Below are 15,856 nucleotides of genomic sequence, written 5' to 3'. Positions count from 1 at the left end.
CACTCGCACTTATTTATGTTTCTGACCGTACATACTATCTACGCTTCATATCGCTTTTTGGTTTCAGCAATTAGCAAATTATATAAAATATTTGCTACCTTTTTGGGATCATGTCTTAACGCGCCATTTTCCTGGTAGGCAATATCCGCATGCACGACTTCTAGCCCAAGCTGGAATAGCTGCGGTAAATCATATAGAACAGGGTCAGCCAATTCTTCATTATAACGGAGCTGTATATGCTGTGGGATCTCTTCATTATTGACAAGAATCGTATTCATAAAGGCACAGCTCATATGATCATAAATAGCTTTTACATGGTCACTGGCCGCATAGCCATGTGTTTCCCCGGCCTGTGTCATCAGGTTGCATATATACACCTTTTTCGCATGGGAGCGGCATACTTCATCACCTAAACCCGGGACGAGCAAATTGGGCAGGATACTTGTATACAGGCTTCCAGGTCCGATAATAATTAAATCTGCCTGCCGAATCGCATGAATTGATTCCGGCAATGGGCGGATTGTACTTTTTGATGTTAAATACACTCGCTTTATTTTTTTTCCCGAATAAGGGATTTTAGATTCGCCTGAAACGGTCGTTCCGTCTTCCATCTCCGCATGCAAAACGACGCTCTGGTTAGCAGCCGGCAATACCTTGCCCCGGACATTTAGTATTTTGCTCATTTCTTGAATCGCGTGAACAAAATTTCCGGTAATCGAGGTCATCGCCGCCAAGATTAAATTGCCGAGTGAATGCCCGGAAAGTTCATTCGACGTTTTAAAGCGGTGCTGAAACATTTCCTCTACAAGCGGTTCTACATCTGACAATGATGCTAACACATTTCGAATGTCCCCTGGTGGAGGAATATGCAGGTCCTCGCGCAAGCGTCCTGAACTGCCGCCATCATCCGCCACAGTCACAATAGCGGTGATATCCACAGGATACTGTTTTAATCCTCTTAGTAAGACTGGTAATCCTGTGCCTCCGCCAATGACGACAATACGAGGCTGTCCTAACTCTCTCATGTTGTTTTATCCTTTCTCCTCTCAATGTCACGGTGGGTGACGCATGTCTTATAATCATTTTGGAAAAATCGTCCGAGATACTCGGCTAACGTAACGGAACGATGCTGCCCGCCGGTACAGCCAATCGCAATCACTAGCTGTGCTTTTCCCTCTCTTTTATAATGAGGAAGCATGAAGGTGAGCAAATCCGTTAATTTTTCCAAAAATTTATTGGTTTCATTCCATTTTAAAACATAGCTTGAGACCTCATCATCCAAGCCTGTTAATGGCCGCATGTGTTCGATATAAAAAGGATTTGGCAAGAAACGCACGTCAAATACTAGATCCGCATCGATTGGAATCCCATGCTTAAAGCCAAAGGACATGACATTGACAGTAAAGATTACTTGGTTATTCGCGGTAAATTCCGTTAATATTTTCTCACGTAATTCACGAGGTTTCATCTGGGAAGTATTGTAAATCAGTTGTGCCCGGCCTTTTAATTCCTCGAGCAGTGCCCGCTCAAGCGTGATGCCTTCAAGTGGCAGGCCTGAATGGGCAAGCGGATGGGACCGCCTTGTTTCTTTATATCTGCGTACCAGTGTAGCATCATCCGCATCTAAAAATAAAATTTGCGGATTTACCCATGATGTTTCAGCAAGTTCATCAAGCGCTTTAAAAAGATGGTCAAAGAATTCTCTTCCCCTTAAGTCCATGACAAGGGCAACTTTATTCATTTTATTCCCGGATTCCTTCATTAGTTCAAGGAATTTTGGAAGTAATGTAGGAGGCAGATTATCAACACAGAAGAATCCTAAATCTTCAAAGCTTTGAATGGCTACAGTTTTTCCAGCCCCAGACATCCCTGTAATAATCACCATCTGAGTTTCGCTTGTCGAACCGGTACTCATTGCAATTCCCCCTATTTCATATTAACTTGGATCTAATCGATAACTAATGAGTTGAAAATCTTTTGTGTAAGTAAAAGTACCGTAAATGATCCCTTTTCCATGAACCATATAATCGATGATATGTAGATCACCGGCAGCCATTGGCAGACCTTTAATTTGGTCAATCGGCTGCCACGCGAGCTTGCCCTCTTCCGATTCCTCTAAATCCATGCCATCTGACTCGGTTGCCACGAAGGTAAACATCATCCATTCGGAAAGCAGCTCGTCACTTTCCTTCATAATCATTGTAAATATCCCTTTTAATTGTGGGTTTTTCAAATAGATGCCCGTTTCTTCCCGGTATTCCCTGATGCAGGAGTCGCGTACAGACTCGCCGGGCTCCATTTTTCCGCCTGGGGCTACCCACCAGCCGCGGCGCGGTTTTTGCAGCAATAATATTTGATTGTTCCTGATCAATACACAATTAGTCACACGCTGCATGTTTTCACCCTCTTTAGAAAACAAAAATCCATTTTTTATATTCTTTTCATTATACTATTTTTAGGAAACAGTCACAATGAATACAAAATCAATAATTCTGTTAATTATTTCGGGTGCCTGACACCCTTTCACCAATTACCATCATGCTATTGCAGGAAATGGTGCCTGACACCCTTTCTCCGATTACTATCATGCTATTGCAGGAAATGGTGCCTGACACCCTTTCTCCTATTACTATCATGCTATTGAGGAAAATGGTGCCTGACACCCAAAAAAAAGAGCACAAGCTGCTGGGCCTGTGCAAGAAAGATATATTTTTAAAGGGGGTCAATTTCTCTTATCATACCCTATCAATATTTCACCACTGTTACAGGAGAATTACTTTTTTGTGAATTGTTTTGGGGATCCATTTTACAACTAGTTCCCTTGTACTCATCCACATTATTTCTTTAATTTCATCTCTTCTCTAAGTTCCTCGACAAAATGCTGGGCACTTTGGGCGGCGATACTGCCGTCTCCGGTTGCCGTTACAATTTGGCGAAGTGTTTTTTCGCGAATATCCCCCGCTGCGAAAATCCCAGGCACCTTGGTTTCCATGAGTTCATTCGTCTCAATATAGCCATTTTCGTTGGTAATGCCAATGCTTTCGAATGGTTTAGACAGCGGCACCATCCCAATATAAATGAAAACGCCATCTGCCGGCAATGTTTGTTCTTCGCCATTTTGTGTCGAGACAAGGGTAATACTGCCTACCTTGCCATCTTTATCATTAATTGATTTAATCGTATGGTTCCAGATAAAGTCAATCTTTTCATTGGCAAAGGCACGATCCTGAAGAATCTTCTGTGCCCGAAGCTGATCGCGTCGGTGAACAATGGTAACCTTAGATGCAAAGCGAGTTAAATACACGCCCTCTTCAACAGCAGAGTCCCCGCCGCCAATGACATACAATTCTCTCCCTTTAAAAAATGCACCATCACAAACCGCACAATAAGAGACACCGCGGCCGCCAAGCTCTTTTTCGCCTGGGACACCGACTTTCTTATACTCAGCACCGGTTGAAATAATAACTGAACGGGCTTTATATTGTTTAGAACCGGCAGTTATGAGTTTGTAGTCGCCGTGATCAACGATTTCCTTAATATCCCCATAGGCATATTCAGCACCAAACTTTTTGGCATGCTCAAACATTTTCGTTGATAAATCAGGGCCTAAAATGCTCTCAAAGCCCGGATAGTTTTCGACATCCTCTGTATTGGCCATTTGCCCGCCCGGCATCCCGCGCTCAATCATGAGTGTGGAAAGGCTCGCGCGTGATGTATACACGGCAGCTGTCATTCCTGCAGGACCAGCCCCGGCAATAATTACGTCATAAATTTTTTCTTCTGTCATGGTTTTCACTCCTAACTAGAAAAGCGGAACGCCATGTCTAGACGCCGGCTTTACTAAATTAAAAAAAATACGATTAAGCATTAGTATTCCCTACTTAATCGTATAAAACAATTGGATTATAGTCCATTTTTCTGCTTATAAGAAAAGCGCAAGCGCCCTGATCAGCGGCGTATGGCCTGGAGCGCTCCAACTGAGATAAAGGAAACACGGAGAGCGAAGCGATCCGATGTTGACTTATCGTAGGGCGGAGAGCGAAGGACACTAGCCGCTAGGGTGCTGGAGCTAGACAATTCTCAAATTTATTTTTTTATACCTGTTCTAGTTTAAATAGTTATTCACTAATTTTACATATTTACCGATGGTTGCTGAGGAGAGTCCGTAACGTTCCGCAACTTCCTGCTGGGAAACCTTTTCACTGCGCAGCTTATGCCATAAGTACTCGACAGCCCCAGCCCATGCCCGTTTATTCTTCAAGCGGACGTTGGTTTTGGAAAGTTCGGCAAACACCGAGAACCACATCAAGTACAACCCCGACTCAACCGTGCCAATCGGCTGATAATTTTCATAAAAAAGCTCAGCAATTTCCTGTGCATCTGCCGTTAAGGAAGGTTTCCCTGATCTAATTAAGGAAATATACTCTTTTTCCAAAGTAGTCAATTTCGGATTTTGGAAAAGCCGTTTTGAAGTGATGATTTCGTCTTTTTTACTGGAAACAGTCGTCAGGAAAAGGGCAAATAACCGTTCTTCCACATAGTCACTTTCAAGCTTTTGAAAAATCGATCCCTTATAATCCTCAAATCCGTTTGTAGCTGGATCTTTGTCATTCCATGGTTCTGAGCCTTCCTTTTCGGGATTCATTTCGAGCACTTTTTTCCATATAGCTTGTGCAAATTGTTCATGTCCCGTGAAATAGGCCGAATAGGTGAGCCAGTAATAAAAAGGTCCATCTCCATTAAAACCATGTTTATATAACTTTTTCAACCATAAATAAGCAAGTTCATTTTCTCCAACTAATGCAAAGGTGGCTCCCAGCTTAAATTGATATTCACTATGGAGCGGCTGAATTTTTTTCAATGAGTTCACCAATTGTGCAACACCTTCTGACTGCCCTTGATAATAAGCAAAGATCAGTTGGTTGCACAGTGCATGAAGATTGCCCGGATTCCGTTCGAGCACATCCACTAAAATTGATTCCGCCTTTTCGACTTTACCTAAATAAAAGTAAGCGAGTGCTAAATTGTTGTACGCAGACCAGTATTCCGGATAATCCTTGACGACATCTTTTAACAATTCGATCGCCTTAGGAAAGTAGCCAGACTCGAGCAGCTCACGAGCCTGCTCTTGTTTGAAAATCAGATCATCTTCTTCATACAACTCTTCCTCTAAACCCTCTGATTCTAAGGTGAGCACTTCAAGCAAATCCTCGGTGTCTTCCGAAAAGTCTCCGTCAGGATCGAGCTGCAGATATAGCTTACTGTGATGATAAGCATCTTTAAAAAATCCCATATGGGCATAATTATTCGCTAAAAAGTAATGGCATTCCGCCATATCTGGGTCAAGCTCTTCAAGGATGAGATGCAAGAGTCGGTTGGAATGTTCAAACTCGCCAAGTTCTGTTGACACGACCGCCAACTGGCATGTAATCATCGGTTCACCCGGCTCAAGCTGAATCGCCCGCTCAAGATATTTTTTTGATTTAATAAAATCACGTCGATGGTATGCCTTTAAACCTTTCGTGAAATAATATTCCCCCGTAGGAACAAATGTTAATAGTTTTCCTTTTTGCATTCTTGCCATCAAGTCTTTCACCATGAAGTCCTCCACATTTTTCAACATAACTTATGTATTATAACACATTTGGGAGTTGTTCGAGAAGGGGCACCCGGCAATATTTCCCCTTCCTACATTTGTATAATGAATTTCAAGCGGTACAAAACAAAAACCGGTCCATTTAAGACCGGTCTTTGTGTCTTTCTTCTAATGTTCGCAATACTTCTTTAAAGGGAAGTCCTTGTTCGACTAAAAGCACCTGCAAGTGGTAAAGCAAATCCGCCGCTTCCCATCTAAGCTCCTCATGGTCGCGGTTCTTGGCTGCGATAATCACCTCTGCCGCTTCTTCCCCACCTTTTTCAAGATCTTATCGACACCTTTTTCAAAAAGGTATGTGGTATACGCACCTTCCGGCCGCTCCTGTTCACGCTTGGAAATTACTTTTTCAAGGGTTTGCAGGATTTGGTAATCCGCCATATTCGAGGTACCCTCGACAATCCGTTCTGAAAAACAGCTTACGGCACCCGTATGGCAGGCGGGACCTTTTGGATTGACAAGCACTAATAACGCATCTTGGTCGCAGTCATAGTTGATATTCACAACCGTTTGTGTATTGCCGCTTGTTGCGCCCTTGTGCCACAATTCCTGGCGCGAGCGGCTGTAAAACCACGTTTCTCCGGTTTCAATCGTCTTTGCCAGCGATTCCTCGTTCATATAGGCGAGTGTTAACACTTCTTTCGTTCCCGCATCCTGGATAATGGCTGGGACTAGGCCCTTTTCATCAAATCGAACGTTCATCGTACGCTCACTCCTTTTTCCCGCAAATAGCTTTTGACTTCATGGACAGAGGTTTCTTTATAATGAAAAATCGAAGCAGCCAGTGCAGCATCTGCCTTTCCTTGTAAAAATGCCGCTTCAAAATGTTCAGCGTTCCCAGCACCACCAGATGCAATGACCGGAATGGGAACAGCTTCACTAACCGCTTGTGTAAGGTTTAGGTCGAAACCGTTCTTCTCGCCGTCGCTGTCCATGCTGGTTAATAAAATTTCTCCTGCACCAAGTTCGGCAGCTTCCATCGCCCACTCGACAGTGGTTTTTTCTGTTGGTTTTCTTCCGCCGTGGGTATAGACGCGCCAAGTCCCAAGCTCGGGATCAAATTTGGCATCGATGGCGACAACGACGCATTGTGAACCAAAGTAATCGGCACCTTCACGGATTAATTCCGGGTTCAAGACCGCTGCCGTATTTAATGACACCTTGTCTGCACCCGCCCGAAGAATATTCTTCATATCCTCTAGTGAATTGATGCCGCCGCCAACCGTAAAGGGAATTGCAAGTTCTGAGGCGACAGCCTTTACGACTTCAATCATCGTCTTTCTGCCCTCAACCGATGCGGAGATATCGAGGAACACCAGCTCATCCGCTCCCTGCTCATCGTAAAAACGGGCAAGTTCAACAGGGTCCCCGGCATCGCGCAGCTGGACAAATTGAATGCCTTTTACCACCCTGCCATCCTTCACATCAAGGCAGGGAATAATACGTTTGGTTAATGTCATCAGCGTTTCCCCTCTTCCAATGCTTCTTTCAAGGTAAAACGACTTTCGTAGAGCGCCTTTCCAACAATGGCCCCGCTTATACCCTTTTCGGCTGCAAGGGCTTTTAAATCCGCGAGACTGCTTACGCCGCCAGAGGCAATGACGTTTTTCCCTGTAACTTCTGCCATTTCACAAACAGCAGCAATATTCGGCCCTTTTAAGGTGCCATCCGTAGCAATATCGGTAAAAATAAATGTTTCAGCTCCGGCATCCGCAAACCGTTTTCCCAGATCTACCGCCTTGAGGGCAGATGTTTCAAGCCAGCCGTGAGTAGCAACATAGCCATTTTTCGCATCAATTCCGACTGCGATTCTTGCGCCATACTTTCTAATCATTTCTATCGCAAAAGCAGGATTGGAAACTGCGATACTACCAATAATGACGCGATCAACACCATTTTCTAGATAGTGGAGGATATCCTCCTCAGAACGAATGCCGCCGCCGATTTGAATGTTTGCTTTGAGCTTCCCCGCCGCTTCAATCACAAAACGGTCATTGACGCGTTTTCCGTCCTTTGCCCCATCGAGGTCGACCATATGAATCCATTCGGCGCCAGCCGCCGCAAAGCTTTGAGCCATATCAAACGGGGAATCCCCGTAAATTGTTTCTTGATTATAATCCCCTTGAAGGAGGCGGACGCAATTGCCGCCGCGCATATCAATTGCCGGATAAATTGTGAAGCTCATTGTACCGTATCCTTTCCTCAACCAATTGTAAAAAGTTGTTTAATAAGGCCATTCCAAGTCTGCTGCTTTTTTCCGGATGAAATTGCATCCCGTATATATTGTCTTTGCCCACTATAGCCGAAACCTGTTCATGGTAATCGGTTTTTGCGAGAAGTACCTCTTCGGAGTGTTCTGCGTCTACAAAATAAGAATGCACAAAATAGACGTAGTCCTCGGTAAGGTTATTTAATAGGGACGACTGTTTAACAAATGTTAGCTTGTTCCAGCCCATATGCGGGACCTTGTAGGATTCGCCTTGCTGGGTGCGGCCCGAAAAACGGCGGACGCTTCCAGGCAGCAACCCCAGCCCTTTGGTCGGCCCATTTTCCTCGCTTGATTCAAACAGCAGCTGCATACCGAGGCAGATGCCAAGCAGCGGCTTCCCAGTAGCGGCAAATTCCTTTATCATTTCTGCAGGCAAACGTTCCATTGCATCACGAAACGAGCCCACCCCCGGAAGAATCAATGCATCTGCTTGCAGTAATTTCGTTTGATCAGCGGAAATGAAATAATCGGCGTTTAATCGTTCGAGTGCCTTACTCACGCTGAAAAGATTTCCCATTCCATAATCGACGATACCGATCATCGTTGTGCCCTCCTTTGGATGGCGCCTGTCACACCTCGAATTTTGTCGTTTTCGGGAGGTGACAGGCACAGCCCGGATTTTTGTTGCTTCTCGGGGTGTGCCTGGCACGCCACGGATTTTTGTGTTTCTTGGCGTGTGCCTGACACGCCACGGATTTGTCGTTTTTATAGCATGCCCTTTGTTGATGGGACGCCTTTGATGCGCGGGTCGATGGTTGTGGCTTCGTCGAGTGCTCGTCCCAATGCTTTAAATACAGCTTCAATCATGTGGTGTGTGTTTTTTCCATAGTGAACAATGACATGTAGGTTCATCCGTGCCTCGAGGGCGAGCTTCCAGAGGAATTCGTGTACGAGTTCGGTATCGAAATTACCTACTTTCTGTCCAGGGAATTCCGCACGCATTTCGAGGTGCGGACGATTGCTGAGGTCCACGACTACCTGCGCTAAAGCTTCATCCATCGGGACAAAGGCATTTCCGTACCGTTTAATACCTTTTTTGTCTCCTAATGCTTCACGGAGCGCGTGCCCCAGACAAATTCCGATATCTTCAGTGGTATGGTGATCATCAATTTCAATATCACCTTTGGCGTCTACAGTTAAGTCGAATTGACCATGTTTTGTGAATAAATCTAGCATATGGGTTAAGAATGGGACGCCTGTATCAAGCTGGGATTGGCCTTCGCCATCAATGGCCAAAGAAAGCTGGATCTTTGTTTCATTTGTATTCCGTTCTATGCTTGCGGTTCTTTCCATGAAAGGGACACTCCTTAGATATTTTGCTGTTTTGCATTTAGTGAAACTGAAACTATTCTTTTGAGATGAGTTTTGTCCATTAGAATCTTATTAAGGACATTTTTGCATCTTTCTCATATGGTTTTGTCTTTAAGAAGCAGTCTTAAGACATTTTAACCGTTTTCACAGCCGGTTTTGTCCTTAAGAAGCCTTCTTAAAGACATTTCCGCTGCTTTCCCGAGCTGTTTTGTCCTTTAGATCCTACTTATCGTTTGTTAGTCTCATTTCCACTGCCCGTGCATGTGCCTCGAGCCCTTCCTGACGGGCAAAGGCTGCGATTTTGGCGCCGTTTTCCTTTAATGCACGCTCACTGTAGACGATCACGCTTGATTTTTTTTGAAAATCGTCAACATTCAGCGGACTAGAGAACCTTGCTGTTCCATTCGTCGGCAGCACATGGTTCGGGCCGGCAAAATAATCTCCAACGGGCTCTGAACTATAACGGCCGATAAAAATCGCTCCGGCGTGGCGAATTTTCCCGAGAAGCTCCATTGCATTTTCTGTGATAATTTCAAGATGTTCCGGCGCTAACTGGTTCACCGTTTCCACGGCTTCGTCGAGGTCAGCTGTTACATAAATGGCCCCGTAATCCGCAATCGAACGAGCGGCAATTTCCTTGCGCGGCAGCATCGCCAGCTGCTTTTCGACTTCCGCTGACACCTGCTCGGCTAACCCCAGTGACGGGGTAACCAAAACACTGCATGCCCGCGGGTCGTGCTCTGCCTGTGATAGCAGGTCTGCGGCGACTTCGTCCGCCCGTGCTGTTTCATCTGCTAAAATGGCAATCTCACTCGGGCCGGCAATCATATCGATATCGACATCGCCGAATACCTCCCGTTTCGCCAAAGCGACAAAGATATTCCCAGGACCAGTTATTTTATCAACCGAAGTGATGGATTCCGTTCCGTATGCTAGCGCGGCAATTGCCTGGGCTCCGCCAATTTTATAGATTTCCTCCACGCCGGCTTCCTTTGCTGCAACGAGCACCGCTGCCGGTAATTTCCCGTCACTGCCAGGCGGTGACACCATCACAATCCGTTTGACTCCTGCTACTTTCGCCGGAATCACGTTCATCAGCACAGATGACGGGTAGGCAGCCGTTCCGCCCGGCACATACACGCCAACTGAATCCAGCGGGGTTATTTTTTGACCAAGAATCGTTCCATTCTCTTCGGTCGTCATCCACGACGGCCGAAGCTGCTTTTCATGGAAAAAGCGGATATTTTCTGCGGCTTCGCGAATAATCGTCACCAATTGCTCTTCCACTTCGCCGTAGGCTTCCTCTATCTCTGCTTCAGTAACGGAAAAAGAGGCAAGGCTGACCCGGTCAAATGTCTCTGTAAACTCTCGTAACGCCACATCACCGCGCTGTCGAATTTCAGTAATTATTTTTTTTACAATCGTTTGCTGCTCGGAGGTACCTGCTTCAATCGAGCGTTTAATTGAAACAAGTTCATCAACCTTTAGTATTTTCATGAAAAAATCCTCCTAAACCACTTCACTAAGCCGGGTTACCATTTCATCAATCTGTTTGTCCTTCATCCGATAACTGACTCGGTTCACAATGAAACGCGACGTCACGTCTATAATTCTTTCGTATTCGACAAGCCCGTTTTCCTTTAATGTCCGGCCAGTTGAAACAATGTCAACAATCCGGTCCGATAAGCCGATTAACGGTGCAAGTTCGATTGATCCGTTTAATTTGATAATTTCCACCTGTTCGCCCTGCTCTCTGAAATAGGCTTCGGCGATATTTGGATATTTCGTTGCGACTCTTGGGGCCACTTCGTTCATTTTTGTATCCGGAAGGCCGGCAACTGCTAAATAACAATGGCTGATCTTAAGGTCAAGGAGTTCGTACACATCGCGCTCTTCCTCGAGCAGCACGTCCTTCCCGGCGATTCCGACGTCGGCCACACCATGCTCGACATACGTAGCCACGTCCATTGGCTTGGATAAAATAAACCGGAGCCCCTCTTCCTCCACGTCAATGATCAACTTTCTTGAATCATCAAATTCCGGGGCAGTTTGTAGTCCGCTTTACGAAGCAATTCAACCGCTTCTTCAAAAATTCGCCCTTTTGGCATCGCAATCGTTAGGATATTACTCATCTCCGCTTCCTCCGATTAAATAGGTGGTCTCGGCAAATCTTTTAGTAAAAGCATCAAGATTTTTGACCCCGGTTATATCTTGAATGACGGTCTTTTTCCCTTGCTCATGCATTTCAGCGGCCAAATCAAAGGCTTCTTTGCGGCGCTCCTGACTGAAAAAGATGCAATGGGTTGTATTTTCTACTTGTAAATCTCCCAGCGCCTCAAGCAGCGTATCCACTCGAATCGCAAATCCGGTGGCATTTGCTGTTTTTCCAAACTTTTCAATTAAACTATAACGCCCGCCATTTCCGATTGGAAAGCCGACCTTCCCGGCATAGGCCTCGAATAAAATGCCGGAATAATAGCTCATATGGCTGACGATGGTAAAATCAAACTTAACAAATTGTTCGACACCGTAATCCTTAATGACTTCCCAAAGCTCCTTCAGCTCAAGGATAGCTTGCTTACCTTTATCATTTTCAATAATGTCAAGTGCCTGGCCGATGACTTCTTCCCCGCCTCTTAATTGAAGAAGCTGCAACAATCTTTGCTTATCAATCGATGATAGCTGGAGAGAATTCACATGCTCGCGGTAGCCGACATAATTTTTTTCATATAAAAATTTCCTTAATGCATGGGCTCGGCCGTTTGTCCCGAGGATTTGCATAAATAGCTCTTGTGCAAAGCCAACATGACCGACTGAAACTTGAAATTCTGTGAGTCCTGCCTTTTTTAAAGAGGAAATCAGCAGGGCAATGACTTCGCCGTCGCATGAAACGGTATCTTCATTCAAGCATTCAATACCGATTTGTTCAAACTCTGCCGGCCGGCCCCCTTCGCGCTGCTGGGCTCGGAATACATTAGCGGAGTAGGCTAATCTAACAGGCAAATCCTCGTCCAGCAGTTTCGATGCTGCTACACGGGCGATTGGTGAGGTCATGTCCGGCCTGAGCACAAGTGTATGACCTTCTTTATCAAGTAATTTAAAGAGCTGCTGGTCAGCAATGGCTGAGGCCGCTCCAACGGTTTCGTAGTATTCAAGCGCCGGAGTTTCGATAAATTGGTAGCCCCAAAGCTTTATCGTTTCTGCCATGACAGAACGAACGCGATGTTTCTTCTCATATAATTCCGGCAGCGTGTCACGCATCCCTAAAGGCTTTTCAAACATAAACAAGCGACTCAATGTGTTCACCCTTTTTCATTTTGCTTTAGTCTGCTAAATTGGTAGTGAGTTAAAGTTAATAATTAGTAGTTTACCCCTTGGTGATCGTTTCGTCAATGAAAAAAACTTCCGATGACAGGTATCGTTAAATACAGTCGGTGGATTCCGCGTACCTTTAGCATTATTCCGCGAGAATTTGAATTTATTCCGCGGGTTTTGTCAGGAATTCCGCCAAACCAGTTACACTACCTTTTTATAGGAAACCACTTTATCATATGAAAAAAGAGCCCAGTTTTATAAAAAACCGAGCTCAAGTAATTTCTTTTTCTACACCATATATCGGATCATCCGCCCAGCGCTCAGCCATTTGTTCCTTCGTGTAGATGACACGCATCGGATTTCCGCCGACGAATGCCCCAGCGGGAACATCCTTATGAACAAGTGTCCCGGCCGAGACAATCGCGTCATCACCAATTGTCACCCCGGGGAGAATCGTGGAGTTTGCGCCGATCATGACTTCGCTGCCAATCGAGACTGGACCAAGCCGGTATTCTTTAATTAAATACTCATGGGCAAGAATCGTCGTATTGTAGCCGATGACCGTATTGCGGCCGACAGTGATTTTTTCCGGAAACATCACATCGAGCATGACCATTAAGGCAAATGAGGTATGCTCGCCAACCTTCAGTCCTAAAAACACACGGTAAAGCCAATTCTTCATTCCCAAAAAGGGCGTATAACGGGCGAGCTGGATGACTATAAAATTTTTCACTACTTTCCAAAACGGCACGGTTTTGTAAACGTGCCATAGGGAGTTCGCTCCTGTGACCGGGTAACGGGTCGTATTCCTCATATTCTCACTCTCCGAGGATATTTAATAAGTCTTGCATGTGGTCAAGGATGTAATCGGGTTCGTATTTTGCAATATACTCTCGGCCTTTGATGGACCAAGCGACACCAGCTGTTTTCGTACCGGCATTTTTTCCGGCTAATATATCATGGTAATTATCGCCGACCATGAGCGTTTCCTCTGGTGCAGCATCTATTTGCTCAAGCGCATGAAAAATTGGCTCCGGATCAGGCTTGACCTTTGTTACATGATCAAGAGCGACCACGACCTCAAAAAACTGATCAAGATTTGTCAGACGCAGCCCCTTCAAGGCAACATCATGACGTTTCGTGGTGACGATGCCAAGTTTGTAGCCTTTTTCGAATAAAGTTTGAATCGTCTCAAACACACCTTCAAATTCTTTCACGAGTGCATCATGGTTAGCGAGATTAAATGTGCGGTACTCGACAATCATCTCCTCCACACGATCCGGATCTACGGTACTAAAGGCTTCGTGCAGGGTTGGGCCCATAAACGGCAAAACATCCTCACGGCTGTACTTGCTAGGATAATATTTTTCAAGTGTATGCAAATAAGTCGATATAATTAATTCATTCGTATCAATTAACGTCCCATCTAAATCAAAGAGAATTGTCGTGATTTTGTTGTTCATAGGTTGCATCCTTTCTTTTCACCATCCCCGAGCGTTTCCAAATCATACCTACCACTAAAGTTAATACAATGGCTACCCCGAGACGGATTAAAAACAGCGGCAGGACGGGGATGCCAAGCGGCACAAAGATTAACGTATCTTCAACCACCGCATGACAGGCCATTAGAAAAATAAATGCCAGGGTAATATCCTTTTGGCTGACTCCATCTTCTTTCACGGCTTGGATCATGACACCTGCACCATAGGCCAGGCCAAATAATAAACCGGCAGCCATCGTCGTCGAGGTATTTTCCTTCATCCCAAGCGTTTTCGTTACTGGAGTCATCGTTTTTGAAAACTTGTTTAACCAGTGTAAATCTTTTAATATTTGTATCACAACCATAAGCGGGATGACAATGATGGCGAGCTGAAAGATGCCAAGCCCCGCTTTTTGCACTGCCTCTACAATGATGCCGGCGACTCCCTCTGGTTGGACAGAACTTGATTGAATCAAGCCATACTTTGCTTTCTCCCCGCCTCCATGCCAGACAAGATTAATGACGATCGCGGAAAGGAGTGCCAGCCCCGGCCTTGTGACCAAGACGACCCACAGCTTCACGCCCGCTTTCATCGCCACAGAGGATTCGATGAATAAATTATGGGAAAAGGACAGCATCACGGCTAAGATAAATACTTCTTTTACCGAGAAATCTAGCGTGAGAATCGCACCAATGCCGGCATAAAGGTTAAGAAAATTTCCAAGGACGAGCGGTATTGCCGCATCTCCTGGCAGACCAATCAGTTCCATTATCGGGGAAATCATTTTCATCACCCATGGCAGGACTGGTGTATATTGCAGCACTGCCACAATCAGGGTAACAGGAAAAATCACTTTTCCTAATGTCCAGGTTGTCTTTAGACCGACAAGTAACCCCTTTTTTATTGAGTTTACTAACATTTCCCCAAACTCCTTTTTTACAATATAAGAATTAATTTTTCGAGGAGGCCATACGCCGCTGACCAGGGCGCTTACGCTTTTCTTAATTACTTTGATCTAAATAGCGCACTTCTGATGGCTGTTTCATCCGGCGATAGATAATGATCGCTGCTGCCACAACAATTAGGGCAATCGAAATGGTCTGCGCCATCCTCAGACTGCCAAGCATTAAACTATCCGTCCGCAGTCCTTCAACGAAAAAGCGGCCGACAGAATACCAAATGACATAGGAAAGGAATAGCTCGCCACGGCGGAAATTCACGCGGCGAAGGAAAATTAATAGGAAAAAGCCGATAAAATCCCAAATGGATTCATATAAAAAGGTTGGATGATAATAGGTTCCATTGATATACATTTGATTGATAATAAAGTCTGGTAAATGCAAGTTTTCGAGGAACGACCTCGTGACTTCCCCACCATGGGCTTCCTGGTTCATAAAATTGCCCCAGCGGCCGATCGCCTGACCTAGAATAATACTTGGGGCGGCAATGTCGGCAATTTTCCAAAAAGAAACGCCGCGCTTTTTTGCAAAAATAATCGTTGTTATAACGGAACCAATCAATGCCCCGTGGATGGCAATCCCGCCGTTCCAAATCTTCGGTATGTCTGCCGGATGATTGACATAATACTCCCATTCAAAAATCACATAATAAATCCGCGCCGAAATAATCGCAATCGGAATCGCCCATAACATCAAATCAGCAAACGTATCGTTCGGGAGCCCTCGGCGATTTCCTTCTCTAATGGCCAAAAACAGTGCCAACGCTAAACCTGAGCCGATAATAATCCCATACCAGTGCACATCAATCGGACCAAGTGAAAAGGCAATTGGGTTTAGCGGCTGAATCGTTTCGTTCATTCTCTCTTCT

The 15,856-nt window shown here is 45.2% G+C and carries 15 protein-coding genes and 2 pseudogenes; all 17 read right to left on the bottom strand.

Features of this window, described 5'->3' with window-relative positions; all coding sequences use genetic code 11:
* Positions 1 to 38 precede the first annotated feature (38 nt).
* Positions 39 to 1,025, bottom strand: a complete 987-nt coding sequence (locus tag ACO1D1_RS09800) for a gluconeogenesis factor YvcK family protein (protein WP_423335789.1) — start codon at positions 1,023 to 1,025, stop codon at positions 39 to 41.
* Complete coding sequence (gene rapZ, locus ACO1D1_RS09795) at positions 1,022 to 1,915, bottom strand: RNase adapter RapZ (protein ID WP_423335788.1); 894 nt, start codon at positions 1,913 to 1,915, stop codon at positions 1,022 to 1,024. The genes ACO1D1_RS09800 and rapZ overlap by 4 nt, the downstream gene beginning before the upstream one ends.
* Positions 1,916 to 1,936: 21 nt before the next feature.
* Positions 1,937 to 2,395 carry an NUDIX hydrolase gene (locus ACO1D1_RS09790; protein ID WP_423335787.1) on the bottom strand — a complete coding sequence of 153 codons (459 nt, stop codon included), beginning with the start codon at positions 2,393 to 2,395 and terminating at the stop codon, positions 1,937 to 1,939.
* 441 nt (positions 2,396 to 2,836) lie between these two features.
* A complete protein-coding gene (gene trxB / locus ACO1D1_RS09785) occupies positions 2,837 to 3,787 on the bottom strand; it encodes a thioredoxin-disulfide reductase (protein ID WP_423335786.1) in 951 nt (316 codons plus the stop codon).
* A 318-nt stretch (positions 3,788 to 4,105) separates the two neighbouring features.
* Complete coding sequence (locus ACO1D1_RS09780; protein WP_423335785.1) at positions 4,106 to 5,599, bottom strand: tetratricopeptide repeat protein; 1,494 nt, start codon at positions 5,597 to 5,599, stop codon at positions 4,106 to 4,108.
* 139 nt (positions 5,600 to 5,738) lie between these two features.
* A pseudogene (hisIE, locus tag ACO1D1_RS09775) lies at positions 5,739 to 6,355 on the bottom strand (bifunctional phosphoribosyl-AMP cyclohydrolase/phosphoribosyl-ATP diphosphatase HisIE).
* A complete protein-coding gene (hisF, locus tag ACO1D1_RS09770) occupies positions 6,352 to 7,113 on the bottom strand; it encodes an imidazole glycerol phosphate synthase subunit HisF (protein ID WP_423335784.1) in 762 nt (253 codons plus the stop codon). The pseudogene hisIE and the gene hisF overlap by 4 nt, the downstream one beginning before the upstream one ends.
* Positions 7,113 to 7,838, bottom strand: coding sequence for a 1-(5-phosphoribosyl)-5-[(5-phosphoribosylamino)methylideneamino]imidazole-4-carboxamide isomerase (gene hisA, locus ACO1D1_RS09765; protein ID WP_423335783.1), 726 nt, complete (start codon positions 7,836 to 7,838; stop codon positions 7,113 to 7,115). Before hisA ends, hisF begins: the two co-directional genes overlap by 1 nt.
* Positions 7,810 to 8,463 carry an imidazole glycerol phosphate synthase subunit HisH gene (gene hisH / locus ACO1D1_RS09760; protein WP_423335782.1) on the bottom strand — a complete coding sequence of 218 codons (654 nt, stop codon included), beginning with the start codon at positions 8,461 to 8,463 and terminating at the stop codon, positions 7,810 to 7,812. The genes hisA and hisH overlap by 29 nt, the downstream gene beginning before the upstream one ends.
* Before the next feature lie 164 nt (positions 8,464 to 8,627).
* A complete protein-coding gene (gene hisB, locus ACO1D1_RS09755) occupies positions 8,628 to 9,215 on the bottom strand; it encodes an imidazoleglycerol-phosphate dehydratase HisB (protein WP_423335781.1) in 588 nt (195 codons plus the stop codon).
* Positions 9,216 to 9,455: 240 nt separating this feature from the next.
* Positions 9,456 to 10,730 carry a histidinol dehydrogenase gene (gene hisD / locus ACO1D1_RS09750; RefSeq protein WP_423335780.1) on the bottom strand — a complete coding sequence of 425 codons (1,275 nt, stop codon included), beginning with the start codon at positions 10,728 to 10,730 and terminating at the stop codon, positions 9,456 to 9,458.
* A gap of 12 nt (positions 10,731 to 10,742) precedes the next feature.
* Positions 10,743 to 11,365, bottom strand: a pseudogene (gene hisG / locus ACO1D1_RS09745) (ATP phosphoribosyltransferase).
* Positions 11,358 to 12,530, bottom strand: a complete 1,173-nt coding sequence (locus ACO1D1_RS09740; RefSeq protein WP_423335779.1) for an ATP phosphoribosyltransferase regulatory subunit — start codon at positions 12,528 to 12,530, stop codon at positions 11,358 to 11,360. Before ACO1D1_RS09740 ends, hisG begins: the two are co-directional and overlap by 8 nt.
* Positions 12,531 to 12,819: 289 nt before the next feature.
* Complete coding sequence (locus ACO1D1_RS09735; protein WP_423335778.1) at positions 12,820 to 13,362, bottom strand: acyltransferase; 543 nt, start codon at positions 13,360 to 13,362, stop codon at positions 12,820 to 12,822.
* A 4-nt stretch (positions 13,363 to 13,366) separates the two neighbouring features.
* On the bottom strand, positions 13,367 to 14,011 hold the full coding sequence (gene ppaX / locus ACO1D1_RS09730; protein WP_423335777.1) for a pyrophosphatase PpaX: 645 nt from the start codon (positions 14,009 to 14,011) through the stop codon (positions 13,367 to 13,369).
* The gene (locus tag ACO1D1_RS09725) at positions 13,980 to 14,948 is read right to left on the bottom strand and encodes a nucleoside recognition domain-containing protein (RefSeq protein ID WP_423335776.1); all 969 of its coding nucleotides are present in this window, start codon (positions 14,946 to 14,948) and stop codon (positions 13,980 to 13,982) included. Before ACO1D1_RS09725 ends, ppaX begins: the two co-directional genes overlap by 32 nt.
* An 82-nt stretch (positions 14,949 to 15,030) precedes the next feature.
* On the bottom strand, positions 15,031 to 15,846 hold the full coding sequence (gene lgt, locus ACO1D1_RS09720) for a prolipoprotein diacylglyceryl transferase (protein ID WP_423335775.1): 816 nt from the start codon (positions 15,844 to 15,846) through the stop codon (positions 15,031 to 15,033).
* Positions 15,847 to 15,856: the final 10 nt, after the last annotated feature.

The organism is Neobacillus sp. 19 (assembly GCF_049463095.1).
Classification (GTDB): Bacteria; Bacillota; Bacilli; order Bacillales; family Cytobacillaceae; genus Neobacillus.
Note: the sequence above shows the minus strand (reverse complement) of the source record. Positions and strands in the feature narration are given on the sequence as shown.